Below are 23,595 nucleotides of genomic sequence, written 5' to 3'. Positions count from 1 at the left end.
CGACGGCCCTCCGCCGTACGGTCCTACGAGGCGGACCTCAGGAAGCTCAGTGGACGTCGCCCATGAGCTTCTTGACCTTGTTGCGGTACATGAAGATCGCGATACCGGCGCCCACCGCGAGCGTCGCCTCCAGGGCGACCACCCCGGTGCCGTTGAGCCCCACACCGGCCAGCGAGAGCAGACCCGTGGTGCAGTCACCGGCGGTGACGGCGAGGAACCAGACACCCATCATCTGGCTCGCGTACTTCGCCGGAGCCATCTTCGTGGTGACCGACAGGCCGACCGGCGAGAGCGTCAGCTCCGCGACGGTCTGGATGAAGTAGATCGCGACCATCCACATCGCGGCGGCCTTGTGACCGTCACCCGCGATGGTCAGCGGCATCAGGAAGACGAAGAACGAGGCACCGACCAGCACCAGACCGGAGCTGAACTTCACGATCGTGCTCGGCTCCTTGCCACGCCGGTTCAGCGCCAGCCAGACGGCGGCGAAGACCGGGGCGAGCGCCATGATCAGGACCGGGTTGACCGACTGGTACCAGGAGACCGGGAAGTCCCAGCCGAAGACGCTGTTGTCGGCCGAGGACTCGGCGAAGATCGCGAGCGTCGAGCCGCCCTGGTCGTAGATCATCCAGAAGATGGCGGCGGCCACGAAGAACCAGATGTAGCCGGACATCTTCGACTGCTCGGCCTCGCTCAGCTCCTTGTCGCGCTTGATGCGCGTCAGGACCATCACGGGGATGACGAGACCGGCGATGGTGATCGGGACCAGCAGCCAGTTCAGCGTGTAGACGCCGGTGACGACCGTGCCGATGTAGAAGACGGCCGCGATGCCCAGCCAGATCATCGACTTGCGCAGGGTGGAGGCGCGCTCGTCCTTGGAGAGCGGCTTCGGGACGATCAGGCTGCGCTCGTTCAGGTGGCGGGTGCCGATGAGGAACTGGAGCACACCGAGACCCATACCGAGGGCCGCGAGGGCGAAGCCGAGGTGCCAGTTGACGTTCTCACCGACGGTGCCGATCACCAGGGGCGCCGCGAAGGCACCCATGTTGATGCCCATGTAGAAGATCGTGAAGCCGCCGTCGCGGCGCGGGTCGTCCGGGCCGTCGTAGAGGTGGCCGACCATCGTCGAGATGTTGGACTTCAGCAGACCCGATCCGATGGCCACGAGGCCCAGGCCGGCGAAGAACGTGCCCTCCCAGGGCAGGGCCAGGACCAGGTGGCCCGCCATGATGACCCCGCCGGCGATGGCGACGGTCTTGCGCGGGCCCCAGACCCGGTCGCCGAACCAGCCGCCGGGCATGGCGAGCAGGTACACCAGCGACAGGTAGACCGAGTAGATCGCGGTCGCCGTGGCGGGGTTCATGTCGAGCCCGCCGGGCGCGATCAGGTAGAGCGGGAGCAGTGCCCTCATGCCGTAATAGCTGAAGCGCTCCCACATCTCCGTCATGAAGAGTGTGGCCAGGCCGCGAGGGTGGCCGAAGAAGGTCTTCTCGCCGGAACTGGCCGAGTCCTTCGTCAGGCTGGACGCCATGGTCGATCCTTGCTGGTCGGGACGCGCGCGCCTCGTGAGCGGTGCGCGCCCGGTGGGGGGTAGCCGGCACCGGCGCGGGCACACCCCGTCCCAACGCCTGAGGAGGACTCGCCCCGGGGCCGGGCTCCGGTCGGAGCGTTCGGCGGCGGGGCGGGGGAGTACCGCGTCGGGATCCACACCCGTCGCGCGTCCTCACGCTCCGGGCCCGGCTCACAGGTCATTCACTCGATTACGGGCCGGCGCGAACCGGTCCAGCACACAGAAGGGACCCTTGGCGCTCATGGCGGCCCAAAGGTCCTTGCGTAGTGCATCAGGCGTCGGGACACCATACGACACGACACAGCACCATATGGAAGGACTTGAGACATGGATCACAGGTAAGGCTGGAACCAGGCTCCCACATTCCAAGGTTCCCGTCCGGGATATGGCGCTGACCCGCAGGCTCCGGTCCGGGCCTCACCCTGTACGTCCCGGCCGGACTACCATCAGTCCATGACCCGTGTACTGCTCGCCGAGGACGACGCGTCCATCTCGGAGCCGCTGGCCCGCGCACTGCGTCGGGAGGGTTACGAGGTCGAGGTCCGCCAGGACGGCCCTACGGCGCTCGACGCCGGACTCCAGGGCGGCATCGACCTCGTGGTCCTCGATCTGGGACTGCCCGGGATGGACGGCCTCGAAGTCGCCCGCCGCCTCCGTGCCGACGGCCACACCGTGCCGATCCTGGTGCTGACGGCCCGCGCTGACGAGGTCGACACGGTGGTCGGCCTGGACGCCGGCGCCGACGACTACGTGACCAAGCCCTTCCGCCTCGCCGAGCTGCTCGCCCGGGTCCGGGCCCTGCTCCGGCGCGGTGCCGCCGAGCCCGTCGCACAGCCCGCCACCCACGGCGTCAGGATCGACGTCGAGTCGCACCGGGCCTGGATGGGCGAGGAGGAACTCCAGCTCACCGCCAAGGAGTTCGACCTGCTGCGGGTCCTGGTCCGGGACGCCGGCCGGGTCGTCACGCGCGACCAGCTGATGCGCGAGGTCTGGGACACGACCTGGTGGTCCTCGACCAAGACGCTGGACATGCACATCTCCTGGCTCCGCAAGAAGCTCGGCGACGACGCGGCCAATCCGCGCTACATCGCCACGGTCCGGGGCGTCGGCTTCCGGTTCGAGAAGAGCTGACGTACGAAGCCCTCATGCACTTCGATGACGCGGGACGACTCGATGACGCGGGACGACGATGCGCCGCCGGCTGATCAACTCCACGCTCGCCGTGGTCCTCGTGGTCATCGCCGTCTTCGGCGTCTCCCTCGTCATCGTGGAGACGCGCACCATCAGCGCCAGCGCCCAGGAGAGCGTCGAGTCCGAGGCGCTGCGGCTGATCAGCGTGGTGGACAGCAGGCTGCTGGGCGACGAGGTGATCAACGCCGGGGTGCTCTCCGAGCAGATCGACCCCACCCGGTTCGCCCTGATCGAGATCCCCGGCCGCGAGCCCATCGCCGTGGGGGAGCGCCCCACCGGCAGCGTCCTGCGCGCCACCGAGACCGGTGAGCAGGGCGAGAAGGTCACCATCGAGGAGTCCCGCTCGGCCGTCACCCGCGAGGTCGGCCGCACGCTCCTGATCATCGGCGCGGTGGCGCTCCTCGCGATCATCTCGGCCGTGCTCCTGGCCGTACGCCAGGCCAACCGGCTCGCCTCCCCGCTCACCGACCTCGCCGAGACCGCCGAACGCCTCGGCTCCGGCGACCCCCGCCCGCGCCACAAGCGGTACGGGGTGCCCGAGCTGGACCGGGTCGCGGACGTCCTGGACGCCTCCGCCGAGCGGATCGCCCGGATGCTCACCGCCGAGCGGCGGCTCGCGGCGGACGCCTCGCACCAGCTCCGTACGCCGCTCACCGCGCTCTCCATGCGGCTGGAGGAGATCTCGGTGACCGACGACCCGGAGACGGTCAAGGAGGAGGCGAACATCGCCCTCACCCAGGTCGAGCGCCTCACCGACGTCGTCGAGCGGCTGCTGACCAACTCCCGCGACCCGCGTACGGGCTCCGCCGTCGTCTTCGACCTGGACGAGGTGATCAAGCAGCAGATCGAGGAGTGGCGCCCCGCCTACCGCTCCACCGGCCGCGCCCTGGTCTGCTCGGGCAAGCACGGGCTGCGGGCGGTCGGCACCCCGGGCGCGGTCGCCCAGGTCCTCGCGGCGCTGATCGAGAACTCGCTCATGCACGGCGGCGGCACCGTCGCCCTGCGCACCCGGGTCACCGGCAACCAGGTCGTGATCGAGGTGACCGACGAGGGCCCCGGCGTCCCGGCCGAGCTGGGCGCCCGGATCTTCGAGCGGACGATCAGCGGCCGCAACTCCACCGGCATCGGCCTGGCCGTCGCCCGGGACCTCGCGGAGGCGGACGGCGGCAGGCTGGAGCTGCTCCAGCAGCACCCGGCGGTCTTCGCGCTCTTCCTCAGCCGCATCCCGCTGGACCGCAAGGACCCCGAACGCCCGGTGCGCTGAGCGCCTTCCCGGGTCCGGGGCTCAGTTCCGTACGGGAGCGCGCTCTACCGTCTCCGCCGGCCGTCGCTGCTCCAGAAACCGCTCCGTGCCGGGCACGGCCTCCTCGTCGGCCGGGGGCGGCGCCGGAAGCGTCTTGAAGACCCAGGTCCGGTAGGACCAGAAGCGGAAGAGGGTGGCGATCCCGATGCCGAGGATCTTGAAGAAGTTGCTCTGGACCGGGCTGTTCCAGTCGAAGCCGTACGTCGCCAGATACAGCACGCCGTTCTCGATCACCGCACCCGCCGCGCTGAACAGCACGAACAGCGACAGCTCACGGGTCCGGCCGGTCTTGTCGCGCTCCCGGTAGGTCCAGTAGCGGAAGCCCACGTAGTTGCAGAGGATCGCGACGAAGGTCGCCAGCACGCTCGCCCGGACGACCTGGAGGTCGGTGGTGTGCCGGAGCAGGTTGAAGACGGCGATGTTGACCAGCAGCCCCACCGCACCGACCGCGCCGAACTTGGCGACCTCCCGGGCCAGCAGATCAAGCCGGGTCCGCAGTGCGCCCCGTTCGCTCATGGTGATCGCCCAGTCCGTCCGTTCGATGGCGTCGACGGTTCCGTCAACCCGGCCATGCTATCCAGCCCTCCCGGGTGATGGACCGGCGATGTCCGCGAGCCCGCCGGGCACGGCACCCGGACGGCGTCCGGGCGCCCCCGGCGCGCCCGATACCCTGGGGGTGTGACGTTCCCGGTAGTCGGCATGGTCGGCGGCGGTCAGCTCGCCCGCATGACCCACGAGGCGGGTATCCCCCTCGGCCTGAAATTCAAGCTCCTCAGTGACACGCCCCAGGACTCGGCGGCCCAGGTGGTCAGCGAGGTCGTCATCGGCGACTATCGCGACCTGGACACGCTCCGTGCCTTCGCCCAGGGCTGCGACGTGATCACCTTCGACCACGAGCACGTGCCCACCGAGCACCTGCGGGCCCTGGAGGCGGACGGCATCCCCGTGCGCCCCGGCCCCGATGCCCTGGTGCACGCGCAGGACAAGGGGGTGATGCGCGCCAGGCTCACGGAGATCGGCGCGCCCTGCCCCCGCCACCGCATCGTGAGCGACCCGGCCGACGCCGCCGCGTTCGCCGAGGAGGTCGGGGGCTTCCCCGTCGTCCTCAAGACCGTGCGCGGCGGGTACGACGGCAAGGGCGTGTGGGTGGTCCGCTCCGAGGCGGACGCGGCCGACCCGTTCCGCGCCGGGGTCCCGGTCCTCGCGGAGGAGAAGGTCGACTTCGTACGGGAGCTGGCGGCGAACATCGTCCGCTCGCCGCACGGCCAGGCCGTGGCCTACCCGGTGGTCGAGTCGATCCAGGTCGACGGGGTCTGCGACACGGTGATCGCCCCCGCCCCCGATCTCTCGGAGGAGCTGGCGGGCGAGGCCCAGCAGCTGGCGCTCCGTATCGCCGCGGAGCTGGGGGTCGTCGGCCACCTCGCGGTGGAGCTGTTCGAGACCCGCGACGGCCGCATCCTGGTCAACGAGCTGGCCATGCGCCCGCACAACTCGGGCCACTGGACCATGGACGGCGCGATCACCTCGCAGTTCGCCAACCACGTCCGGGCGGTCCTCGACCTCCCCCTCGGCGACCCGCGCCCGCGCGCCCCCTGGACGGTCATGTGCAACGTCCTGGGCGGCGACTTCCCGGACATGTACCAGGCGTACCTGCACTGCATGGCCCGCGACCCGCAGCTCAAGATCCACATGTACGGAAAGGACGTGAAGCCCGGCCGCAAGGTCGGCCACGTCAACACCTACGGCGACGACCTGGCGGACGTGCGGGAGCGCGCCCGGCACGCGGCCGACTACCTGCGAGGAACGATCACCGAATGACTTCCCCCGGCACCGGATCCCCCGCCCCCCTCGTCGGCATCGTCATGGGCTCCGACTCCGACTGGCCCGTCATGGAGGCCGCCGCCAAGGCGCTCGACGAGTTCGAGATCCCGTACGAGGTCGACGTCGTCTCCGCCCACCGCATGCCGCGCGAGATGATCGCGTACGGCGAGGAGGCGGCGGACCGCGGGCTGAAGGCCGTCATCGCGGGCGCGGGCGGCGCGGCCCACCTGCCCGGGATGCTCGCCTCGGTCACCCCGCTGCCGGTCATCGGCGTCCCGGTGCCGCTGAAGTACCTGGACGGCATGGACAGCCTGCTCTCCATCGTCCAGATGCCCGCCGGGGTCCCCGTCGCGACCGTCTCGGTCGGCGGCGCGCGCAACGCGGGCCTGCTCGCCGCCCGCATCCTGGCCACCCGGGACCCCGCGCTCCAGGACCGGATGCGGGAGTTCCAGCAGGAGCTGAACGCCCAGGCGACGGAGAAGGGCAAGCGCCTGCGCTCCAAGGTCCAGGGCTCCGACTCCTTCGGCTTCGGAAAGTAGGGGGCGGCCCCATGGACCACCTCGCCCGCGCCCACGAACTGCTCGCCGCCCACCCCGTCGTGGACGGCCACAACGACCTCCCCTGGGCCCTGCGCGAGCAGGTCGGCTACGACCTGGACGCCCGGGACATCGCCGCCGACCAGCGCGGCCTGCTCCACACCGACCTGGCCCGGCTGCGCGCGGGCGGGGTCGGCGGCCAGTTCTGGTCGGTGTACGTCCGCACCGACCTGACCGGCGACGCGGCGGTCAGCGCCACGCTGGAGCAGATCGACGTCGTCGCCGAGCTGATCGCCCGCTACCCCACCCACCTGCGGCGCGCGCTCACCGCCGACGACCTGGAGAAGGCCCGCGCCGAGGGCCGGATCGCCTCCCTGATGGGTGCCGAGGGCGGCCACTCCATCAACAACTCGCTGGGCACCCTGCGCGCCCTGTACGAGCTGGGCGTCCGCTACATGACGCTCACCCACAACGACAACATCGACTGGGCCGACAGCGCCACCGATCTGCGCCGCCTCGGCGGCCTCTCCGCCTTCGGCCACGAGGTCGTCCGCGAGATGAACCGCGTCGGCATGCTGGTCGACCTCAGCCACGTGGCGGACGGCGTCATGCGCGACGCGATCGCCACCAGCACCGCGCCGGTGATCTTCTCGCACTCCTCGGCCCGGTCCGTCTGCGACCACCCGCGCAACATCCCCGACGACGTGCTGGCCTCCCTCCCGGCCAACGGCGGCGTCGCGATGGCGACCTTCGTGCCGAAGTTCGTGCTGCCCGAGGCGGTCGCCTGGACCCTGGCCGCCGACCGCAACATGCGCGACCACGGGCTGCACCACCTGGACACCACCCCGCAGGCGATGCGCATCCACGAGGACTTCGAGGCCGCCCACCCGCGTCCCGAGGCCACGGTCGCCACCATCGCCGACCACCTGGACCACATGCGGGCGGTCGCGGGCATCGACCACATCGGCATCGGCGGCGACTACGACGGCACGGCGTTCACCCCGCGCGGCCTGGAGGACGTCTCCGGCTATCCGAACCTGATCGCGGAGCTGCTGCGGCGCGGCTGGTCCGAGGGCGACCTCGCCAAGCTGACCTGGCAGAACGCCGTACGGGTCCTGCGCGACGCGGAGGCCGTGGCCCGCGACGAGCAGAGCACCCGGGGCCCCTCGCACGCGACGATCGAGGAGCTGGACGGGGGACGGCTGCGGTAGGTCCGCGCCGCGCCCTGCGGGACGTTCCCCGATGCTTCCGGCGACACGGTGAATTCGGGCAATCATCCCCGTATCTGACGCAACCTCATGTTAGGGATAGCTGGCAGGAATCCCCTCAAGGAATCCCTAACAGGAGGTACGCAACGATGCGCACGAATCTTCTCCGTGTCACGACCGCGCTCGGTGCCGCGGCCGTCCTCACCCTCGGCGGCGCGGGCGTGGCCAGCGCCGGTGGCGTGGGCAGCTCGGGCATCGGGAACTCCGGCGTCGGGAGTGCGGGCGCCTTCAACGGCGGCGCCGGCAACGCGGGCATCGGCAACTGGGGCCTGGGCAACGCGGGCATCCACAACGTGGGCGTCGGCAACGCGGGCGGCTTCAACGGCGGCGTCGGCAACGCCGGTCTCGGCAACTGGGGTTGGGGCAACGCCGGTATCGGCAACACGGGCGTCGGCAGCCACGGCCACGGCAACTCGGGCCTCGGCAGCTCCGGCATCGGCAACACCGGCGTGGGCAGCTCCGGCATCGGCAACTGAACCGCGCGTCACCCCCGGCGGAAGCCGGGCGGCACCCCTGGGCCGGCCACCCGCTCCACCGGTGGCCGGCCCAGGTGCGTCCGGGCGGGGCAGCCCCCGAGGCTCCGGGCGGGGCAGCCCCCGAGGCAGGGCGCCCACCACCCACCCCCTAGGAGCCCCCTCCCACCCCCGCGGACGGCCCTCCCGGCCCTGTGAACGGCTCTCCCGCCCCCGCGGACGGCTCTCCCGCCCTCGCGAAAGGCTCTCCCGGCGCCGCGAACGGCCCTCCCGGCGCGAAGGCGTACGCCCCGAAGCGCTCGCCCATGCGGCGGTGGGCGGCGGCGTCCGGATGCAGCCGGTCGGGCAGCGGCAGCTCCGCGAAGTCGGCCTCCCCGTAGAGCACGCGGCCGTCCAGGTAGTGCAGGGCCGGGTCCTCGGCCGCCCGCTCCGCCACGATCCGGGCCAGCTCCTCCCGTACGACCCGGAGGGTCAGCTTCCCGAGCGCCGCCTCCGCCGGGTCGCCCAGGGCCGCGAACTCCACCCGCCCGTCCCGGATGTCCGGCGCGGCCGGGCCCGGGGTCTCCTCCTGGGCCGGGCAGAGGATGGGCGAGACCACCAGCAGGGGCGTGGCGGGGTGCCCCTCGCGGATGGTGTCGAGGAAGCCGTGGACGGCCGGGCCGAAGGCGCGCAGCCGCATCAGATCCCGGTTGACCACGTTGATGCCGAGTTTGACGCTGATCAGCTCGGCCGGGGTGTCCCGCAGCGTGCGCGCGGTGAACGGATCGAGCAGGGCGCTGCCGCCGAGCCCCAGATTGACCAGCTCCACGCCTCCCACGGCGGCGGCCAGGGCGGGCCAGGCGGTGGCGGAGCTGTCGGCGGCGGCCCCGTGGCTGATGGAGCTGCCGTGGTGCAGCCACACGCGCCGCCCGTCCGGCGCCACCGCGGCGACCGGGGCGTCGGTGCGCAGGCCGAACAGTTCGGCGGTCTCGGTGTACGGGAGCCAGATCTCGACGGTCTTCTCCCGCCCGGGCAGCCCGTCGAACCGGACCCGGCAGACCGGCCCGCGTACGGTCTCCCGGCCCCCCTCCGCCAGATCGACGGTCACCCGGTCGCCCCCGCTCGCGGTGGCCCGCCCGGCCGGCTCCCCGTCGACATGGAGGTCGTACGCGCCGTCCGGCGGGGCCGGGACGCCCCGGTAGCCGACGACCGTGCGCAGCACCTCCAGCTCGACGGCGGTGGCCCGGGTCCGGAACACCACCCGCACCCCGGCGGGCTGGGACTCGGCCTGTGCCACCTGCTCGTCGCCGCCGGACTGGGCGCGGGCCCGGGCGGGCAGCCGGTGGGGGAGGAGGCCGCCGCGCGCGGTGCGCTCCAGGTCGAGGGCGCCGCGCAGCAGGTCGCCGGTGACGGGGGTGGTGACCCAGGGGGCCGGCAGGGGCGCGGTGGCGGGATCGGGGCCGTACGAGTCGTCCATGCCCTCAGCCTTTCCACGGACGCCATGATCACCACGTATCCGGCACACCGCGCACCCCGGTGCGGCAGGCCTCAGTCGGCGCAGAGGCAGAACGGATGCCCGGCCGGGTCCGCGTAGACCCGGAAGGAGCGCTTCCGGTCCTCCGTGTCCAGCGGCCGGGCCCCCAGCGCCAGCACCTCGCGCTCCGCCGCGTCCAGGTCCTGCACGGTCAGGTCCAGGTGGAACTGCTGGGAGCCGTCGGCGCGGGGCCACTGCGGAGGTGCGAAGCCGGGGGCGGCCTGGAAGGCGAGCGGGGTGCCCGGGGCGCCGGTGAGGTCGACCCAGCGACCCCCTTCGTCCTCGACGGTGCCGCCGATCAGGGCGGCGTAGAAGCGGGCGAGCGCGACGGGGTCGGGGCAGTCCAGGACGACGGCGCCGAGCGTGGCGATGGGCATGAGGCATACCTCCCGGTGGGCACCGCGTTGTCGCGGCACGGGGAGAGGCCTACCCCGTACCGGCGCAGAGGTGCGCGGGCGCTCAGGCTTTCGGCCGCCCCATCGCCCGGTACGTCCACCCGGCCTCGCGCCACACGGAGCTGTCCAGGGCGTTGCGCCCGTCCAGGATGATCCGCCGGGAGACCGCCTCGCCCAGCGCCGCCGGGTCCAGCTCGCGGAACTCGCGCCACTCCGTCAGGTGCAGCACCACGTCCGCGCCGCGCACGGCCTCCAGCGCGGAGTCCGCGTAACCGAGCGTCGGGAAGAGGCGGCGGGCGTTGTCCATGCCCTTCGGGTCGAAGACGGTGACCTGGCCGCCCTGGAGGTGGATCTGCCCGGCGACGTTGAGGGCGGGGGAGTCGCGTACGTCGTCGGAGTCCGGCTTGAAGGCGGCGCCGAGGACGCCGACCCGCTTGCCGAGGAACGAGCCGCCGCCCACGGCCTCCCGGGCCAGCTCGACCATGTGGCCGCGGCGGCGCATGTTGATGGAGTCGACCTCGCGGAGGAAGGTGAGGGCCTGGTCGGCGCCCAGCTCACCGGCGCGCGCCATGAAGGCCCGGATGTCCTTGGGCAGACAGCCGCCGCCGAAGCCGATCCCGGCCCGCAGGAACTTCTTCCCGATGCGGTCGTCGTGGCCGATGGCCTCCGCCAGCTTCACGACGTCCCCGTCGGCGGCCTCGCAGACCTCGGCCATGGCATTGATGAAAGAGATCTTGGTGGCGAGGAAGGAGTTGGCGGAGGTCTTCACCAGCTCGGCGGTGGGGAAGTCGGTGACGACGAAGGGCGAGCCCTCGGCGACCGGCACGGCGTACACCTCGCGCAGCAGCTTCTCGGCCCCCTCGCTCTCCACGCCGACGACGATCCGGTCCGGGTGCAGGGTGTCGTCGACGGCGAAGCCCTCGCGCAGGAACTCCGGGTTCCAGGCCAGCTCGGCGTCGGCGCCGACGGGGGCCAGCTCCGCGAGGCGGGCGGCGAGGCGGGCGGCGGAGCCGACGGGGACGGTCGACTTGCCGACGACCAGGGTGGGCCGGGTGAGGTGCGGGGCGAGGGAGGTGAAGGCGCTGTCGACGTAGCTCATGTCACAGGCGTACTCGCCGTGCTTCTGCGGGGTGTTCACGCAGACGAAGTGCACGTCCCCGAAGTCCGCGACCTCCTCCCAGGAGGTGGTGAAGCGCAGCCGCCCGGTGGAGCCCGCGATCCCGGCGACATGGCGCTGGAGCATCTCCTCCAGCCCGGGTTCGTACATCGGCACCCGCCCGGCGGAGAGCAGCTCGATCTTCTCCGGCACGACGTCGAGCCCCAGGACCTCGAAGCCCAGCTCGGCCATGGCCGCGGCATGGGTGGCGCCGAGATAGCCGGTGCCGATCACGGTGATCCTGAGGGCCATGGGGTGCTCCTGGGAGGTACGGGCGGACGTGCGGACCGAGCATAGTCGGGGACCCGGAGGCCGGATCTCACCGCTCGATATGCCCGGTACCTCCCCCATGCCCCACCCCTGTCGGCAAGCTCACGTGCTCGTCACGTATGCCGCCGGGCGGTCGGCCCACTAAAATTGAGTTACTTAACGGTAGTTAGCATCTGGGGAGTGAGCGTCTTGGCGGGTTCGACCGATTTCGACCTGTACCGTCCGGCCGAGGAGCACGACATGCTCCGCGAGACGATCCGCGCGCTCGCCGAGTCGAAGATCGCCCCCTTCGCCGCCGCGGTCGACGAGGAGAGCCGCTTCCCGCAGGAGGCGCTGGACGCCCTGGTCTCGTCGGACCTCGCCGCCGTCCACGTCCCGGAGGAGTACGGCGGGGCCGGCGCGGACGCGCTCGCCACGGTCATCGTGATCGAGGAGGTGGCCCGCGTCTGCGCTTCCTCCTCCCTGATCCCGGCCGTGAACAAGCTCGGCTCGCTCCCGGTGATCCTCTCGGGCTCCGAGGAGCTGAAGGCCAAGTACCTGGGCCCGCTCGCCAAGGGCGACGCGATGTTCTCGTACGCCCTCTCCGAGCCGGACGCCGGCTCCGACGCGGCGGGCATGAAGACGAAGGCCGTGCGCGACGGCGACTTCTGGGTCCTCAACGGCGTGAAGCGCTGGATCACCAACGCGGGCGTCTCCGAGTACTACACGGTCATGGCGGTCACCGACCCGACCAAGCGCTCCAAGGGCATCTCGGCGTTCGTCGTGGAGAAGTCCGACGAGGGCGTCTCCTTCGGCGCCCCGGAGAAGAAGCTCGGCATCAAGGGCTCCCCGACCCGCGAGGTCTACCTCGACAACGTGCGCATCCCCGCGGACCGCATGATCGGCGAGGAGGGCACGGGCTTCGCCACCGCGATGAAGACCCTGGACCACACCCGCATCACGATCGCGGCCCAGGCCCTCGGCATCGCCCAGGGCGCGCTGGACTACGCCAAGGGCTATGTCCAGGAGCGCAAGCAGTTCGGCAAGCCGATCGCCGACTTCCAGGGCATCCAGTTCATGCTCGCGGACATGGCGATGAAGATCGAGGCGGCCCGCCAGCTCACGTACGCGGCCGCCGCCAAGTCGGAGCGGGGCGACGCCGACCTGACCTTCCAGGGCGCGGCCGCCAAGTGCTTCGCCTCGGACGTCGCGATGGAGGTCACCACGGACGCCGTCCAGCTGCTCGGCGGCTATGGCTACACGCGGGACTACCCGGTGGAGCGCATGATGCGTGACGCCAAGATCACCCAGATCTACGAGGGCACGAACCAGGTCCAGCGCATCGTGATGGCGCGCAACCTGCCGTAACGGCCTTCTGTGCGGTGGGCCGGAAACGGCTCCCGACGCGACAAGCCCCCGGAATGACTCCGGGGGCTTTGTCGTTGCCGGCGGAGGAACGGGCTTATTTCCGCGACAGCGGGGCTGAAATTCATCTTGTTGTTCAGCTTCTTTCGCCTGTCGATGTCGGACTTCACGATGCCCTCACAAATGGTGCGACATCATTCGGGCCACTTCTCCTCCTCGGTCGACCGGATCCGGGCCCCGATTCTCGATCGCTCAAATATTTGGCCGATTTTCGAATTCGTGACGCTCGGATCTATTCCGCTTCCGCCCTTCCCGTCGGGGGCCTGAAGCCCTGCCTGGGCCCGTGGCAGCCACGATGTGCCTTCCGCTTGGCGATCGAGGAGGCAATGCACTTGCGCCACTGCCGGTATGGCGAGATGGGTCGGCAGAATTCGCCTTGACAGGCCGATCGGGTGGTTGACAGGGTTTGGGTGCGAAGATCATCGGTGGCCGGAACGGGATGGAGCCGACCGTGCGGGCATATGGCCGCACGCAGGTGCGCGTACCGGTGAAGACGGGGGAGAGGCAGCAGTGAAGTTGGAGCCGTCATTATTATTCGACGTGGCCACGTGGATTCCCGATGGCCGGGAAAGCGTTGGCGAGATGGTTTCCGCCGGACGCCTGACGGCCGGTGACGCCGAGGACCTGGCACTCACGGAGGTGCCGGTCTCGGAAGACCTCTCGGCGCCCGAGATGGCTGTCCGGGCCGCCGCCCGCGTGCTCGACGGCACCGGGTGGGACCCCACCCGTATCGGACTCGTCGCGCACGGGTGGACGTATCACCAGGGGCACGACTTCTGGTCGCCGGCCCACTACATCGCCTGTCGCGTCGGTGCGCGCGCTCGTCGACGCGCTCGCCCGGGGCACGGCCCGACTCGCTGACGGCAGGCCGCTGGTGCTGGTGGGCCGGTCCACGGGCGGCTGGATCGCGCACGCGGTCGCCCCAGCGGTTGGCTGAACAGGGCACGGCCCCGCGGTCCGTCGTTCTGATCGACACCCTGGACTGCCCGCTGGACATCAGCGATCTCTCGATGGTCGCCGACCGGATGCTGGACGAGCACAGCAGCCAGTGGCTCGACGACGACCGGCTCGTGGCGATGGGCGGCTGCATCCAGCTCTTCGAGGGGCAGACTCCGCGGAAGCTGTCCGTGCCGCCCCTGCTCGTACGGGCCGAGGAGCGCACCGGTACGCACGACCGGCCGCGCTGGGCGCTCGCGGACACCACGGTGGACGTACCGGGTGACCACTTCACTGTGCCGGCGGAGCACGCGGGCACGACCGCGCACGCCGTCACCCGCTGGCTGGACCCGGTCCTGGCCGATGGCGCGGACCCGGACGGAGCACGGTCATGACCGCGCCGATCGCCACCCTCGAACGGGTGGAGAGCCATCTCCCGGACCGCCGGGTCGCCATCGAGACCCTGGCGGGGCCTCTCGGCTTGAGCCGGGCCAAGATGTCGCTGTTCCGCAAGGTCCACGGCCTGCACACCTTGCACCACGACCCCGGGGCATCGCTGTTCGACCTGCTCCTGCCGGCCGCCCGACAGGTCGTCGAGAGCCTGGAGCAGCCGCACCGGATCCGCTTCCTGATCTACGTGCACGCCATCCACGAGGTCGCGCCCGCCGGGTTCGACGCGGCGGCCGTCCTGCGCGACGCCCTGGGACCCGGCCACGCGGAGGCGTTCGCGCTGAGCCAGCAGAACTGCGCCGGAGGGCTCGGAGCCGTCGAGGTCGCGACCCGGCTCCTCGCCGACGGCGCACCGGCCGACCGGGCCCTGATGCGCGGGGCGGTGCGCGAGGCGGGCCTCGCCCTGGACGACATCGACCTGGTCGTCCCGTGCAACGTCAACATGCTGGCCTGGCGCAACACCATCGCCGAGCTGGGCGTCACCGCGGACCGGGTGTTCCTGGAGAACATCCCCCGCTACAGCCACTGTTTCGCCGCCGACCCGTTCGTCGACTGCACGACCCTGCGGACCGCGGGGCGCCTCGTCGACGGCCGGCGCGACCTGATGGCCGGCGTCGGCGCGGGCGCGACCGTCACCGCTCTGGCACTGACCCACCGGGGAGGTGCGCGGTGACAGCCACCGAGCGGAGCCGCACCGGCCTGCCCCACGAACCTGGAGAGTCCGCGATGAAGGCGTCCGTCACGACCCTGGAGGCCGTGGAATCCTTTGCACCGGAGCGGATCGTGCCCATCGGCCAACTGGCCGACCGGCTCGGTCTGCGCCGGACGGAGCTCCGTCTCTTCGAGCGCGTCCACGGGCTCAAGGAGATCCGTTTCGACCCGGACCTCGACCTGTTCGACGTGGTGCTGCCGGCGGCCCGCCGCATCACGGCGAACCCGCTGGTGCGCGCTCGGCTCACGTACGCCGTCTACGCGCACACCACACAGGCGGTGGCACCGGCCCACATCGACCCCGCCCAGGAGATCAAGGGCCGGCTGGGACTCTCCGGCGCCGAGGCCTTCGCCCTCAGCCGACAGAACTGCGCCAGCGGCATCGCGGCCGGGGACACCGTCGCGGAACTGCTCAGAGCCGAGGCGTCCGGCGAACCGGCCCTGGTCTGCCGTGCCACCGGCACCGCGGTCGTTCCGCCGGCCGCCGCACGCCGCAGCGCCACACCCACCCGAATCCTGGCCGGGACCTCACCCTCCCGCGTCTGACCAGGTACCCAGAAGACGACCGAAGGACTGTTCCTCATGACCACCCCCACATCGGCTCCGGCCCTGCCGGGCCGTGTGCTGGCCGTTGCCGTGTGCAGCGCGTTCCTCGTCGGCCTCGACTCGATGATCACGGTTCCGCTGATTCCCGAGATCGCGGCCGACACGAACACCGCCGCCCGTGCGGGCGGTCTGTTCGTCAGCGCCTACGCACTGCTCTTCGCCTTGGTGGCACCGCTGTGCGGCGCGATGTCGGACCGCCTGGGCAGGCGGCGGATCCTCTGCACCGGCCTGGTGATCTTCGCCTTGGCCAACGTGCTCACCGGCCTCGGCGGCGACTTCACCGTCATCCTGATCAGCCGTGCCGTGGCCGGACTCGGCTCGGCCATGATCATGCCGAGTGTCTACGCCATGATCGCCGAGAACTTCCCGTTCGAGAAGCGCGGCAAGATCATGGGCATCGTCGTGGCCGGACTGCTGAGCTCCACCGTGCTCGGCGTCCCGCTCGGCGCCTACCTCGCCTACCTGATGAACTGGCGCGCCGCGTTCGTCGCCGTCGCGTTCGTCGCCGCCGCCGTCTACCTGATGGTCCTGGTACGTCTCCCGGCCATGGCCCCCAAGGACCCGCAGGAGCGGGCGGGCAACCCACTGGCGAGCTACCTTGGCATGATCCGACGCGCCGTCACCACCCCCGCCCTGCTGTGCGTCCTGGGCTCGACGCTGCTGTGGAGCGCCGCCCTGTACGGCATGTTCTCCAACATCGGCGTCTTCTTCTCCGAACGCTTCGACTTCAACGAGGCCCAGACCGGATTCGCGATCATGGGGTCGGGAGCGGGCAGCATGGCCGGTGCCCTCCTCGGCGGCCGGATCGCCGACCGGCTGGGCAAGCGCCGGGTCCTGGTCGCCGCCGCGCTGGTCGCCGCGGCGGGGGTCAGCGCCGTACCGCTGATCGGCGAGCACCTCGTCCCCGTGCTCATCGTGTTCATCCTGTGGGGCACCGCCGTCGGCGTCGGCCAGCCGGTCCTCAACACCCTGGTGAGCGAGTTGCGCCCGGAGACGCGCGGCACCGCCCTGGCCCTCAACGGCTCGGCCCAGTACGCCGGAATGATGCTGGCCACCAGCATCGCGGCTGCCCTCCTCCAGAGCAGCTTCTCCTTCACCACGATCGGCATTCTCTGCGGGGTCTGCGCCCTGGCCGTCCTGCCCCTGCTGGTCGGTGTACGGGTCACCGCACCGCAGAAGGCTCCGGTCCAGCCCGCCCCCGGGACGGAGGCCTCCGCATGAGCGCCCCCGCCGTACCGGAGACGGACCACGGGAAGATCCTCTTCGAGAGGTTCGTCGGCCTGTGGAACGGCGAGGTCGACTTCGCGGACACCCCGGAGTTCATCGCCGACGCGTTCACGGTGCACAGTGCCGAACTCGCCCGCTACCTGGGCTTCCCCGACTCCAACCGGATCACCACCCGGGACGGTCTGCTCGACTGGGTCCGCGCCGTGCGCGGGCTCCTGCACGACGTGCGGTTCACCACCGACCCCGGCCCCATCCGGGACGGCGACCACGTGGCCGGCGGCTACATCGCCACCGGTACGTACGCCGGCGGAGCCCCCACCGCGACCGTCGACCCCGGCACCCCGGTCCGCTGGCGACGACCGTCCTGCGAGGGGCACGCATCGGCTGACCACCCCGTCCCGTCAGCGGACGACCTCGAAGACGTTCTTCTGGATGCCGTTGGCGTACGCCTCGTGCTCGACCAGCTTCAGCTTCTGCCGGTCCTTGTCCGTCGTGCTGAACAGCCGCTTGCCCGCGCCGAGCAGGACCGGGAAGACCAGCAGGTGGTACCGGTCGATCAGGTCGGCGTCCGCGAGGTCCCGGTTCAGCCCGGTGCTGCCGTGGACGATGATCGGGCCGCCCTCGGTCTCCTTCAGCGCGGCGACCTCGTCGAGTGACCGCAGGATGGTGGTCTCGCCCCAGTCGGACACCAGGTCGCCGTCGGTCAGCTTGGTGGAGACGACGTACTTCGGCATCGCCTTGTACCCGGTGAACTCCTCCATGCCCGGCCACACCGGGCTGAACGCCTCGTAGCTGGCCCGGCCCATCATCAGGGCCGCGGCCTCGTCCTGCTCCCGGGCCTTGAGCTCGTACGCCTCCGGCAGGAACGCGATGTCCTTGAACGTCCACCCCGAGTTCCGGTAGCCGGGCTCGCCGCCCGGGGCCTCCATGACACCGTCGAGCGAAACGAAGGCGGTGCTGATCAGGGTGCGCATCAGGTCTCCTGAGGATGTCGTGGCGGGCTTGGTGCGGCGCCCGGCGTCGCTTCTCACTCTTACGGATGTACTGACCGCGTGCCAGGCGGGAACTCATCGCTCCCGCACCCGCGAACCGCCGGACGGCTTCCCGCCCACGGGCCGGTAGCCTCCCTCCCCATGACCGAACTCGACAGGCTGACCGCCCTCTTCAGCGCCCTGGGGGCGGACGCCGACGCCCGGGACTGGGCGGAGTCCGAGGCCGAGGAGGGGCTGCCGCAGCTCGCCCGCTACCGGCTCCTGCGGGCGGTGTGGCAGGACGTCGACGCCTGGGGCACGGCCGCCCCGCAGTGGGTGGACGCCTACCGAGCCGACGGGGCGGCGGCCGACGCCGTCGATCGCGCCCTCGCGGCCGGGCTCACCCCCGAGGACCTCGGCACGCTGGCCCGCGAGGTCGCCAGGGAGACGGCGTTCGGGGTGCTGTACGCCCTGGCGGACCCGGCGGACGGCTCGCTCCCCGCCGAGGTCGAGGCGCAACTGCCCGGCTGGCGGCTGGCGGAGCTGAACGCGGCGGGCGCACCGACCGGCCGCCATCTCGACGCCCTGCACGAGGACTTCGCCGAACTCGAACCGAAGGGAATCGCCCCGTGATCGACGTATCCGATGACACCGCCCCCGCGATCACCCCCGTCGACCGCGCGGAGCGCCGCATCCGGTCCGGCAAGGCCGAGGCGTACGCCGGCACCCGCGCCCGCCTCCGTGCTCATGGCCCGGCTCCCCGCTTCCTCCCGTACGCCTGCGGCCGGTGAGGCGCCCGCCTCTGGAGCGGAAACGCGGAAACCCTGACACCGGCACCCCCCTTCGGCACACTGGGTGCATGGATGATCACCCATCGAAGTCGCCCGACCATCTCACGATCCGCGTCACGCGACGCGACGATCCGGTCTCCGAGGTCACCGAGGCGGACGCCTTCGCCTCGGTCCGCAAGTATCCGAACATCGTCGTCCGGGGGCCGCTGTTCGGCCTCGCCGAGCAGCGGCGCGGGGAGCGGCCGCGCTGGCGGCTGCTGGGTGAACTCGACACCGGCTTCCCGCAGATGGCCCGGGACGAGCTGAACTCGTACCTCTGGAACAAGGCCAAGGACGAGGCCGGGGACCGGGCCGAGCGGCGCTCGCTGCTGGAGGCCGTGACCCTCCTGGAGACCAGGCCGGTCAACGAGGTGACCGCGGCCGGGGTGCGCTACCGCGTCGTGCGGGCCGACGAGTTCGCCCGGATCGGGGGCGGGCGCCTGGAGCCGCCCCGGGCCACCGACCCGGACGAGGACGGCTGGGACCTGGACGCCCCAGAGACCTCCCGCACCAAGGGCTTCGTGGTCGACCACGCGGCGGCCGTCGGGCTGACCGAGGGGATGGACCGGGTCGGGCTGCTCCACCTCTCGTACACCGCGAGCCGCTTCCCCGACGACGTACGGGCCGATTCCCAGCGGGCGTTGACCACCCACCCGGGCGTCGTGCTCCTGCCGCCCACGTTCCGGGTGGTGGAGCGGAACGAGCAGTCCTGGTCGATGGTGACCGGGCAGCACGCCACCCCGCAGGGCGCCCGGCGCGCCCTCGTCGACCACCTCACCCGGCCCATGCCGGAGCTTCCCGACCTGCCGGGCATGCCCGAGCTGCCCGAGTGGATGAAGGTGGACGAGAAGGAGGCCGCCGTCAACGAGCGGGCCGCGAAGAAGTTCACCGCCCGCCGCCGGCCCAACGAACTCGTCGTGCGGGGCAAGCGGTTCGACGTCGTCCGGGTCGAGCGCGTGATGCGCATCGGGCCGGACGGACCGGAGACACCGCGCCCGTCCGACACGGACGACTACGGCCCCTCCCAGATCCACCCCCGTATGGACGAGCACGGGACCATCACCTACGGGTCGAGCGCGGAGGCGTCGTCGTAGGGAAGGTCCCGTCTCGCAGAAGGTCCGGTGTCCCAGGGGGAGGTGGCGGAGGGTCAGTTGCCCTTGACCGTCACCTTCTCGTCGTTCTTCAGCTGCTCCACGAGCTGCTTCACCTTCGCCTTGTCCCAGACCAGGTTGCCGCCGTTGCTGCCCGAGATCGGCATGTTCATCGACGTGCCGTCGCCGCCCGTGACGCCCTTCATCGCGAAGAACATCTGGCTCAGCGACCAGAGCGACATGTCCTTGTCCACGATCAGCGTGTCCAGGCCCGCGCCCATCGTCGGGTAGAGCTTGAACGGGTTGAGGATCGTGGACGGGGTCGCCGTCTGGCTCGCCAGCGCCGCGAGGAACTTCTGCTGGTTCTTCGTACGGTCCAGGTCGCTGCCCGCGAAGGCGTACCGGGTGCGGACGAAGGCCAGGGACTGCTCACCGTTGAGCGTCTGCTTCCCGGCCTGGAAGTCGGCGCCGGACTTCTTGTCCTTGAACGCCTTCGGGATGTCCATCTCGACCCCGCCGATCGCGTCCACGATCTGCGCGAAGCCGCCGAAGCCGATCTCGACGTAGTGGTCGATGCGCAGCCCGGTGTTGAACTCGACGGTACGGACCAGGAGTTCGGGGCCGTCCTCGGCGTACGCGGCGTTCAGCTTCACCTGGCGGCCGGTACCGGGGAACAGCTTGCCGGACTCGGACCCCTTGAAGGAGGGGATCTCCACCTGGGAGTCGCGCGGCAGCGAGATCAGCGTCGGGCCGTTGGAACCCCGGTGCAGGATCATCATCGAGTCGGTGCGCTTGCCCTCGGCGGAGCCGGTGCGCAGCCGCTTCTTCTCCTCGGCCGACATGCCCTCACGGCTGTCGGAGCCGACGATCAGATAGTTCGTGCCCTCGCCCTCGCTCGGGCGCTCGATGACCTTGGCGAGGTCGACCTCGCGCTTCAGCTTGGAGTCGGCCCAGAAGTACGTCGAGACGGAGACCACGAGGAACACGACCACCAGGGTCAGCGCGCCGAGCTTGATCCGGCGGCCCCAGTTCGGCGCCGGGCGGCTCGGCCGGTAGCCCCCGTCACCGCCGCCTCCGCGACCGCCGCCCCCGGGGCCCCGGCCTCCGCCCCCGTACACCTGGCCGGTGTTGTAACCGCTGTCGTAGCCGGAGTCCGGGCTGTGGCCGCCGGAGCCCGGGTAGCGGTCGTCGTACCCCTGGCCCTGCGGGGGTACGTGAGGCCTCTGCGGCGGTACGGACGGCCTCTGCGGCGGGGCCGGGCGGCGCTGGATGTGGGGCATCGCCCGGGCGCTCTCGGGCTGGGGGCTGGCGCTGCCCCGGCCGTAGCGCTCGTTGGGGTCGCCGGTCCGTCGATCGGGCCAATCGTTCATCCGAACAGTGTGCCGTCCCGGCCCACAGGTATTACAGGGTGTAAGGGAAATCGCACCAGGGCTGTTGCGAAGCTGATGCATTCCGCGCGGGCGGGGACCGCCTGCCGTACGCGGTGGACGGGCCGCGCATAAGGTGGACTGTATGACAGATCAGGCCACCCGCCCCGAGGAAGAGATTCCGGGCAAGCCCACCGCGGCGTCCCGGACGACCCTCAGCCACATCATGACCGGCAGCGACACCAACCTCCTCGGTACGGTGCACGGTGGCGTGATCATGAAGCTCGTCGACGACGCGGCGGGCGCCGTGGCCGGACGCCACTCCGGCGGGCCCGCGGTGACCGCGTCGATGGACGAGATGGTCTTCCTGGAGCCGGTCCGGGTCGGTGACCTCGTTCACGTACGCGCCCAGGTGAACTGGACCGGCCGCTCCTCCATGGAGGTCGGCGTCCGTGTGATGGCCGAGCGGTGGAACGAGTCCACCCCCGCCCAGCAGGTCGGCAGCGCCTACCTGGTCTTCGCCGCCGTCGACGCGGACGGCAAGCCGCGCCGGGTACCGCCGGTGGTCCCCGAGACCGAGCGCGACAAGCGGCGCTACCAGGAGGCGCAGATCCGGCGCACCCACCGCCTCGCCCGCCGCCGGGCGATCAAGGAACTGCGCGAGAGGCGCGCGGCCGACGGCATCGACGACTGAGCCCGCCCGCCGGGGGACGGAGTCCAGACCGCGAAGAGCTGAGACCTCGCGTCCCGGCGCCACACGTCCAGGCGTCACATGTCCCGGTGCCTCGGCTCGCGTCCCGGCCCGTTACGGCCCCGCGCACCGCCATCCGTCCCCGGCGCCCCACGATCCGGGCCCCGCCCGCGCCGCCCGGCCCGCCCGCACCATCCCGCAGACCCGCGCCACGCCGCAGACCCGCGCTGCCCCGCCCGCCCGGCACGCCCTACGGGCAGACCGCCTCGTCCCCCGTCACCGTGGAGAACTGGCCCGACTGCTTGGTCTCCGCCCGGACCGGCCGCACCTTCGTGAAGTCCGAGCCGGCCGTCACCTCCATCACCGCGCCCTGCCCCTTCACGGCCTTCAGCTCGCTCCCGGGCAACGCCGTGGCCAGCGACTTCGCCGAGCGGTCCCAGCGCGGGTCGTACGTCACCAGCGTCCGCTCCAGGTTCCGCAGCTCGCCGTTGAGCGGGGCGTTCGTCGTGTTGAAGCCGGTGGCGCGCAGGCCCGCGTCCACGTCCTTGCCGAGGCCGTCCTTCGGGGTGCCGTTGTAGACCTGCACCCGGATCTCCGCCGGGGCCACCTCCACCAGCGTCGCGGCGGGCGGCTTCGGGGCGCCCGCCGCGGGCTTCGGCTTCGCCGGGGCCAGCGGCCGGTCCTCGCGCAGCGCCTGGAACAGCTTCTTCGACTTCGCCTCGTCCCACTGGACCGTCGAGCCGATGCCCTTCACCGGGAAGCTCGGGTTCCCGACCGGTACGGAGGCGAACTCCGACGACGCCGGGCTGAAGTCCTTCATCGCCTTGCCGAGCGCCAGCATCTCCTCCGTACCGAACCCCTCGTCCGCCCGGACCGACCCCAGCACGGATGCCGAGACCTGCTGGAACTTCACCGGGTTCAGCAGCACCCCGTTGCCCGTCGCCTGCTTGATCAGGGCCGCCATGAACTTCTGCTGGCGCTGCATCCGGCCCAGGTCGGAGCCGACGTCGACATGGCGGGAGCGGACGTACTGGAGCGCCTGGCCCCCGTCGAGCCGGTGCGTGCCCGCGGGCAGGTCCAGCCCGGTGTACGAGTCCTTCATCGGGCGGGCCGTGCAGATCTGCACCCCGCCCACCGCGTCCACCGTCTTCATGAAGCTGGTGAAGTCGACCTCCAGATAGTGGTCGATCTTGACGCCCGTCATGTGCTCGACCGTCCGCACGGTCAGCGTCGGCCCGCCCTCCGCGTACGCCGCGTTCAGCTTCACCGGGTGGCTGGAGTGCTTCTCACCGGTCGTACGGTCCGTGTGGGGCGGGATCTCGGCGTAGCTGTCCCGGGGGAGGCTCACGACGCTCGCCCGCTGCTTGTCGGCCGAGAGGTGCACCAGCATGATCGTGTCGGTGCAGTGGCAGGGGGCGCCGCCGAGCTTGTACTTCCGCTTCTCCTCCTTGGTGATGGTGTCCCGGCCGTCGGTGCCCACCAGCAGCAGATTGGTGCCGTGCCCGGACTGCGGGCGGTTCTTCATGTCCTTGAACGGGTCGACCCGCCCGATCCCGCCCTCCAGGTTGCTCACCACGGCGTGGCCGATGCCGCCCGCGCCCAGCACCAGCACGGAGAGCCCGGTGGCCACCCGCATGCCCCAGCGCGGCCGCTCGTCCTGCTTCCGGGACCGGCCCGGCCGCGCGCCCTGCGGGGGGCGGCGACGCGGGGGAGTGGCGCGGGGGCGCTGCGGGCGTTGCGGGGGACGGGGGGCGGTCACGGGCGGGGACACCTCCGGGTGGTCACGGTGGGGAGACACCTCCGTGGCGCGAGGGG

24 protein-coding genes are annotated in these 23,595 nt (G+C 71.4%); 16 read left to right on the top strand and 8 right to left on the bottom strand.

The window, feature by feature from the left end:
- Nucleotides 1–46: 46 nt before the first annotated feature.
- Nucleotides 47–1,531 carry an oligopeptide:H+ symporter gene (locus ACQ9ZG_RS12030; RefSeq protein ID WP_028417651.1) on the bottom strand — a complete coding sequence of 495 codons (1,485 nt, stop codon included), beginning with the start codon at nucleotides 1,529–1,531 and terminating at the stop codon, nucleotides 47–49.
- A 492-nt stretch (nucleotides 1,532–2,023) separates the two neighbouring features.
- Between ACQ9ZG_RS12030 and ACQ9ZG_RS12025 the strand changes: the two genes are divergently transcribed.
- Entirely contained in the window at nucleotides 2,024–2,701 is a 678-nt protein-coding gene (locus tag ACQ9ZG_RS12025) for a response regulator transcription factor (protein ID WP_018492873.1), read from the top strand.
- A 58-nt stretch (nucleotides 2,702–2,759) separates the two neighbouring features.
- Nucleotides 2,760–4,025, top strand: a complete 1,266-nt coding sequence (locus tag ACQ9ZG_RS12020) for a sensor histidine kinase (RefSeq protein WP_028417652.1) — start codon at nucleotides 2,760–2,762, stop codon at nucleotides 4,023–4,025.
- 21 nt (nucleotides 4,026–4,046) lie between these two features.
- On the opposite strand, the gene ACQ9ZG_RS12015 is transcribed toward ACQ9ZG_RS12020, so the two are convergent.
- Nucleotides 4,047–4,580, bottom strand: coding sequence for a GtrA family protein (locus tag ACQ9ZG_RS12015; RefSeq protein ID WP_028417653.1), 534 nt, complete (start codon nucleotides 4,578–4,580; stop codon nucleotides 4,047–4,049).
- A 162-nt stretch (nucleotides 4,581–4,742) separates the two neighbouring features.
- Here ACQ9ZG_RS12015 and ACQ9ZG_RS12010 point away from each other — a divergent pair, with 162 nt between their 5' ends.
- The 4 genes from ACQ9ZG_RS12010 to ACQ9ZG_RS11995 all read left to right on the top strand — a co-directional run bounded on the left by ACQ9ZG_RS12010 (nucleotide 4,743) and on the right by ACQ9ZG_RS11995 (nucleotide 8,165).
- Nucleotides 4,743–5,882 (top strand): 5-(carboxyamino)imidazole ribonucleotide synthase, encoded by a 1,140-nt coding sequence (locus ACQ9ZG_RS12010; protein ID WP_109915105.1) that lies wholly within the window; start codon nucleotides 4,743–4,745, stop codon nucleotides 5,880–5,882.
- A complete protein-coding gene (purE, locus tag ACQ9ZG_RS12005; RefSeq protein ID WP_109915104.1) occupies nucleotides 5,879–6,424 on the top strand; it encodes a 5-(carboxyamino)imidazole ribonucleotide mutase in 546 nt (181 codons plus the stop codon). Before ACQ9ZG_RS12010 ends, purE begins: the two co-directional genes overlap by 4 nt.
- Before the next feature lie 11 nt (nucleotides 6,425–6,435).
- Complete coding sequence (locus ACQ9ZG_RS12000; RefSeq protein ID WP_109915103.1) at nucleotides 6,436–7,632, top strand: dipeptidase; 1,197 nt, start codon at nucleotides 6,436–6,438, stop codon at nucleotides 7,630–7,632.
- Between the two features lie 146 nt (nucleotides 7,633–7,778).
- Nucleotides 7,779–8,165, top strand: a complete 387-nt coding sequence (locus ACQ9ZG_RS11995) for a pentapeptide repeat-containing protein (RefSeq protein WP_018492879.1) — start codon at nucleotides 7,779–7,781, stop codon at nucleotides 8,163–8,165.
- Nucleotides 8,166–8,313: 148 nt separating this feature from the next.
- On the opposite strand, the gene ACQ9ZG_RS11990 is transcribed toward ACQ9ZG_RS11995, so the two are convergent.
- From ACQ9ZG_RS11990 to ACQ9ZG_RS11980, 3 genes are all read right to left on the bottom strand, one after another.
- A complete protein-coding gene (locus ACQ9ZG_RS11990) occupies nucleotides 8,314–9,618 on the bottom strand; it encodes a GDSL-type esterase/lipase family protein (RefSeq protein ID WP_499280455.1) in 1,305 nt (434 codons plus the stop codon).
- Between the two features lie 71 nt (nucleotides 9,619–9,689).
- Nucleotides 9,690–10,052, bottom strand: coding sequence for a VOC family protein (locus ACQ9ZG_RS11985; protein ID WP_109917433.1), 363 nt, complete (start codon nucleotides 10,050–10,052; stop codon nucleotides 9,690–9,692).
- Between the two features lie 82 nt (nucleotides 10,053–10,134).
- Nucleotides 10,135–11,478 carry a UDP-glucose dehydrogenase family protein gene (locus tag ACQ9ZG_RS11980; RefSeq protein ID WP_028417659.1) on the bottom strand — a complete coding sequence of 448 codons (1,344 nt, stop codon included), beginning with the start codon at nucleotides 11,476–11,478 and terminating at the stop codon, nucleotides 10,135–10,137.
- A 207-nt stretch (nucleotides 11,479–11,685) separates the two neighbouring features.
- Between ACQ9ZG_RS11980 and ACQ9ZG_RS11975 the strand changes: the two genes are divergently transcribed.
- From ACQ9ZG_RS11975 to ACQ9ZG_RS11950, 6 genes are all read left to right on the top strand, one after another.
- Entirely contained in the window at nucleotides 11,686–12,843 is a 1,158-nt protein-coding gene (locus tag ACQ9ZG_RS11975) for an acyl-CoA dehydrogenase (RefSeq protein WP_010059900.1), read from the top strand.
- Between the two features lie 567 nt (nucleotides 12,844–13,410).
- On the top strand, nucleotides 13,411–13,761 hold the full coding sequence (locus ACQ9ZG_RS11970; protein WP_258312455.1) for a hypothetical protein: 351 nt from the start codon (nucleotides 13,411–13,413) through the stop codon (nucleotides 13,759–13,761).
- 68 nt (nucleotides 13,762–13,829) lie between these two features.
- Nucleotides 13,830–14,231 carry an alpha/beta hydrolase family protein gene (locus ACQ9ZG_RS11965; RefSeq protein WP_258312454.1) on the top strand — a complete coding sequence of 134 codons (402 nt, stop codon included), beginning with the start codon at nucleotides 13,830–13,832 and terminating at the stop codon, nucleotides 14,229–14,231.
- Complete coding sequence (locus ACQ9ZG_RS11960) at nucleotides 14,228–14,959, top strand: 3-oxoacyl-[acyl-carrier-protein] synthase III C-terminal domain-containing protein (RefSeq protein WP_109917432.1); 732 nt, start codon at nucleotides 14,228–14,230, stop codon at nucleotides 14,957–14,959. The genes ACQ9ZG_RS11965 and ACQ9ZG_RS11960 overlap by 4 nt, the downstream gene beginning before the upstream one ends.
- Nucleotides 14,956–15,543 (top strand): hypothetical protein, encoded by a 588-nt coding sequence (locus tag ACQ9ZG_RS11955; protein ID WP_258312453.1) that lies wholly within the window; start codon nucleotides 14,956–14,958, stop codon nucleotides 15,541–15,543. The genes ACQ9ZG_RS11960 and ACQ9ZG_RS11955 overlap by 4 nt, the downstream gene beginning before the upstream one ends.
- 36 nt (nucleotides 15,544–15,579) lie before the next feature.
- Complete coding sequence (locus ACQ9ZG_RS11950) at nucleotides 15,580–16,824, top strand: MFS transporter (protein WP_018492894.1); 1,245 nt, start codon at nucleotides 15,580–15,582, stop codon at nucleotides 16,822–16,824.
- Between the two features lie 407 nt (nucleotides 16,825–17,231).
- Here ACQ9ZG_RS11950 and ACQ9ZG_RS11945 read toward each other — a convergent pair whose 3' ends face one another.
- Nucleotides 17,232–17,804 (bottom strand): dihydrofolate reductase family protein, encoded by a 573-nt coding sequence (locus ACQ9ZG_RS11945; protein WP_109917430.1) that lies wholly within the window; start codon nucleotides 17,802–17,804, stop codon nucleotides 17,232–17,234.
- A gap of 159 nt (nucleotides 17,805–17,963) precedes the next feature.
- Here ACQ9ZG_RS11945 and ACQ9ZG_RS11940 point away from each other — a divergent pair, with 159 nt between their 5' ends.
- The 3 genes from ACQ9ZG_RS11940 (at nucleotide 17,964) to ACQ9ZG_RS11930 (ending at nucleotide 19,725) form a co-directional block, all read left to right on the top strand.
- Nucleotides 17,964–18,434, top strand: coding sequence for a hypothetical protein (locus tag ACQ9ZG_RS11940; RefSeq protein WP_109917429.1), 471 nt, complete (start codon nucleotides 17,964–17,966; stop codon nucleotides 18,432–18,434).
- The gene (locus tag ACQ9ZG_RS11935) at nucleotides 18,431–18,592 is read left to right on the top strand and encodes a hypothetical protein (RefSeq protein ID WP_181398410.1); all 162 of its coding nucleotides are present in this window, start codon (nucleotides 18,431–18,433) and stop codon (nucleotides 18,590–18,592) included. Before ACQ9ZG_RS11940 ends, ACQ9ZG_RS11935 begins: the two co-directional genes overlap by 4 nt.
- A gap of 68 nt (nucleotides 18,593–18,660) precedes the next feature.
- Complete coding sequence (locus tag ACQ9ZG_RS11930; RefSeq protein WP_018492900.1) at nucleotides 18,661–19,725, top strand: DUF5954 family protein; 1,065 nt, start codon at nucleotides 18,661–18,663, stop codon at nucleotides 19,723–19,725.
- 53 nt (nucleotides 19,726–19,778) lie between these two features.
- Here ACQ9ZG_RS11930 and ACQ9ZG_RS11925 read toward each other — a convergent pair whose 3' ends face one another.
- A complete protein-coding gene (locus tag ACQ9ZG_RS11925; protein WP_078562597.1) occupies nucleotides 19,779–21,092 on the bottom strand; it encodes an LCP family protein in 1,314 nt (437 codons plus the stop codon).
- 142 nt (nucleotides 21,093–21,234) lie between these two features.
- Between ACQ9ZG_RS11925 and ACQ9ZG_RS11920 the strand changes: the two genes are divergently transcribed.
- Entirely contained in the window at nucleotides 21,235–21,783 is a 549-nt protein-coding gene (locus ACQ9ZG_RS11920; RefSeq protein ID WP_109917428.1) for an acyl-CoA thioesterase, read from the top strand.
- Between the two features lie 247 nt (nucleotides 21,784–22,030).
- Here the strand turns inward: ACQ9ZG_RS11920 and ACQ9ZG_RS11915 are convergent, their stop codons facing one another.
- Nucleotides 22,031–23,539: an LCP family protein gene (locus ACQ9ZG_RS11915; RefSeq protein WP_443069664.1), complete on the bottom strand. Its 1,509-nt coding sequence runs from the start codon at nucleotides 23,537–23,539 to the stop codon at nucleotides 22,031–22,033.
- Between the last annotated feature and the right edge of the window lie 56 nt (nucleotides 23,540–23,595).

The organism is Streptomyces araujoniae, from assembly GCF_050871195.1.
GTDB classification, from domain to species: domain Bacteria; phylum Actinomycetota; class Actinomycetes; order Streptomycetales; family Streptomycetaceae; genus Streptomyces; species Streptomyces bacillaris.
This window is presented reverse-complemented; position numbering and strand designations above follow the sequence as displayed.

What these genes read in the sequence shown, in the direction of transcription:
- ACQ9ZG_RS11995 (WP_018492879.1), top strand. Translation starts at nt 7,779, where the DNA reads ATGCGCACGAATCTTCTCCGTGTCACGACCGCGCTCGGTGCCGCGGCC.
- ACQ9ZG_RS11980 (WP_028417659.1), bottom strand. Translation starts at nt 11,478, where the DNA reads ATGGCCCTCAGGATCACCGTGATCGGCACCGGCTATCTCGGCGCCACC.
- ACQ9ZG_RS11925 (WP_078562597.1), bottom strand. Translation starts at nt 21,092, where the DNA reads ATGAACGATTGGCCCGATCGACGGACCGGCGACCCCAACGAGCGCTAC.
- ACQ9ZG_RS11940 (WP_109917429.1), top strand. Translation starts at nt 17,964, where the DNA reads ATGACCGAACTCGACAGGCTGACCGCCCTCTTCAGCGCCCTGGGGGCG.
- ACQ9ZG_RS11990 (WP_499280455.1), bottom strand. Translation starts at nt 9,618, where the DNA reads ATGGACGACTCGTACGGCCCCGATCCCGCCACCGCGCCCCTGCCGGCC.
- ACQ9ZG_RS11985 (WP_109917433.1), bottom strand. Translation starts at nt 10,052, where the DNA reads ATGCCCATCGCCACGCTCGGCGCCGTCGTCCTGGACTGCCCCGACCCC.
- ACQ9ZG_RS12015 (WP_028417653.1), bottom strand. Translation starts at nt 4,580, where the DNA reads ATGAGCGAACGGGGCGCACTGCGGACCCGGCTTGATCTGCTGGCCCGG.
- ACQ9ZG_RS12025 (WP_018492873.1), top strand. Translation starts at nt 2,024, where the DNA reads ATGACCCGTGTACTGCTCGCCGAGGACGACGCGTCCATCTCGGAGCCG.
- ACQ9ZG_RS11950 (WP_018492894.1), top strand. Translation starts at nt 15,580, where the DNA reads ATGACCACCCCCACATCGGCTCCGGCCCTGCCGGGCCGTGTGCTGGCC.
- ACQ9ZG_RS12020 (WP_028417652.1), top strand. Translation starts at nt 2,760, where the DNA reads ATGCGCCGCCGGCTGATCAACTCCACGCTCGCCGTGGTCCTCGTGGTC.
- ACQ9ZG_RS11930 (WP_018492900.1), top strand. Translation starts at nt 18,661, where the DNA reads ATGGATGATCACCCATCGAAGTCGCCCGACCATCTCACGATCCGCGTC.
- purE (WP_109915104.1), top strand. Translation starts at nt 5,879, where the DNA reads ATGACTTCCCCCGGCACCGGATCCCCCGCCCCCCTCGTCGGCATCGTC.
- ACQ9ZG_RS12030 (WP_028417651.1), bottom strand. Translation starts at nt 1,531, where the DNA reads ATGGCGTCCAGCCTGACGAAGGACTCGGCCAGTTCCGGCGAGAAGACC.
- ACQ9ZG_RS11920 (WP_109917428.1), top strand. Translation starts at nt 21,235, where the DNA reads ATGACAGATCAGGCCACCCGCCCCGAGGAAGAGATTCCGGGCAAGCCC.
- ACQ9ZG_RS11960 (WP_109917432.1), top strand. Translation starts at nt 14,228, where the DNA reads ATGACCGCGCCGATCGCCACCCTCGAACGGGTGGAGAGCCATCTCCCG.
- ACQ9ZG_RS11945 (WP_109917430.1), bottom strand. Translation starts at nt 17,804, where the DNA reads ATGCGCACCCTGATCAGCACCGCCTTCGTTTCGCTCGACGGTGTCATG.
- ACQ9ZG_RS12000 (WP_109915103.1), top strand. Translation starts at nt 6,436, where the DNA reads ATGGACCACCTCGCCCGCGCCCACGAACTGCTCGCCGCCCACCCCGTC.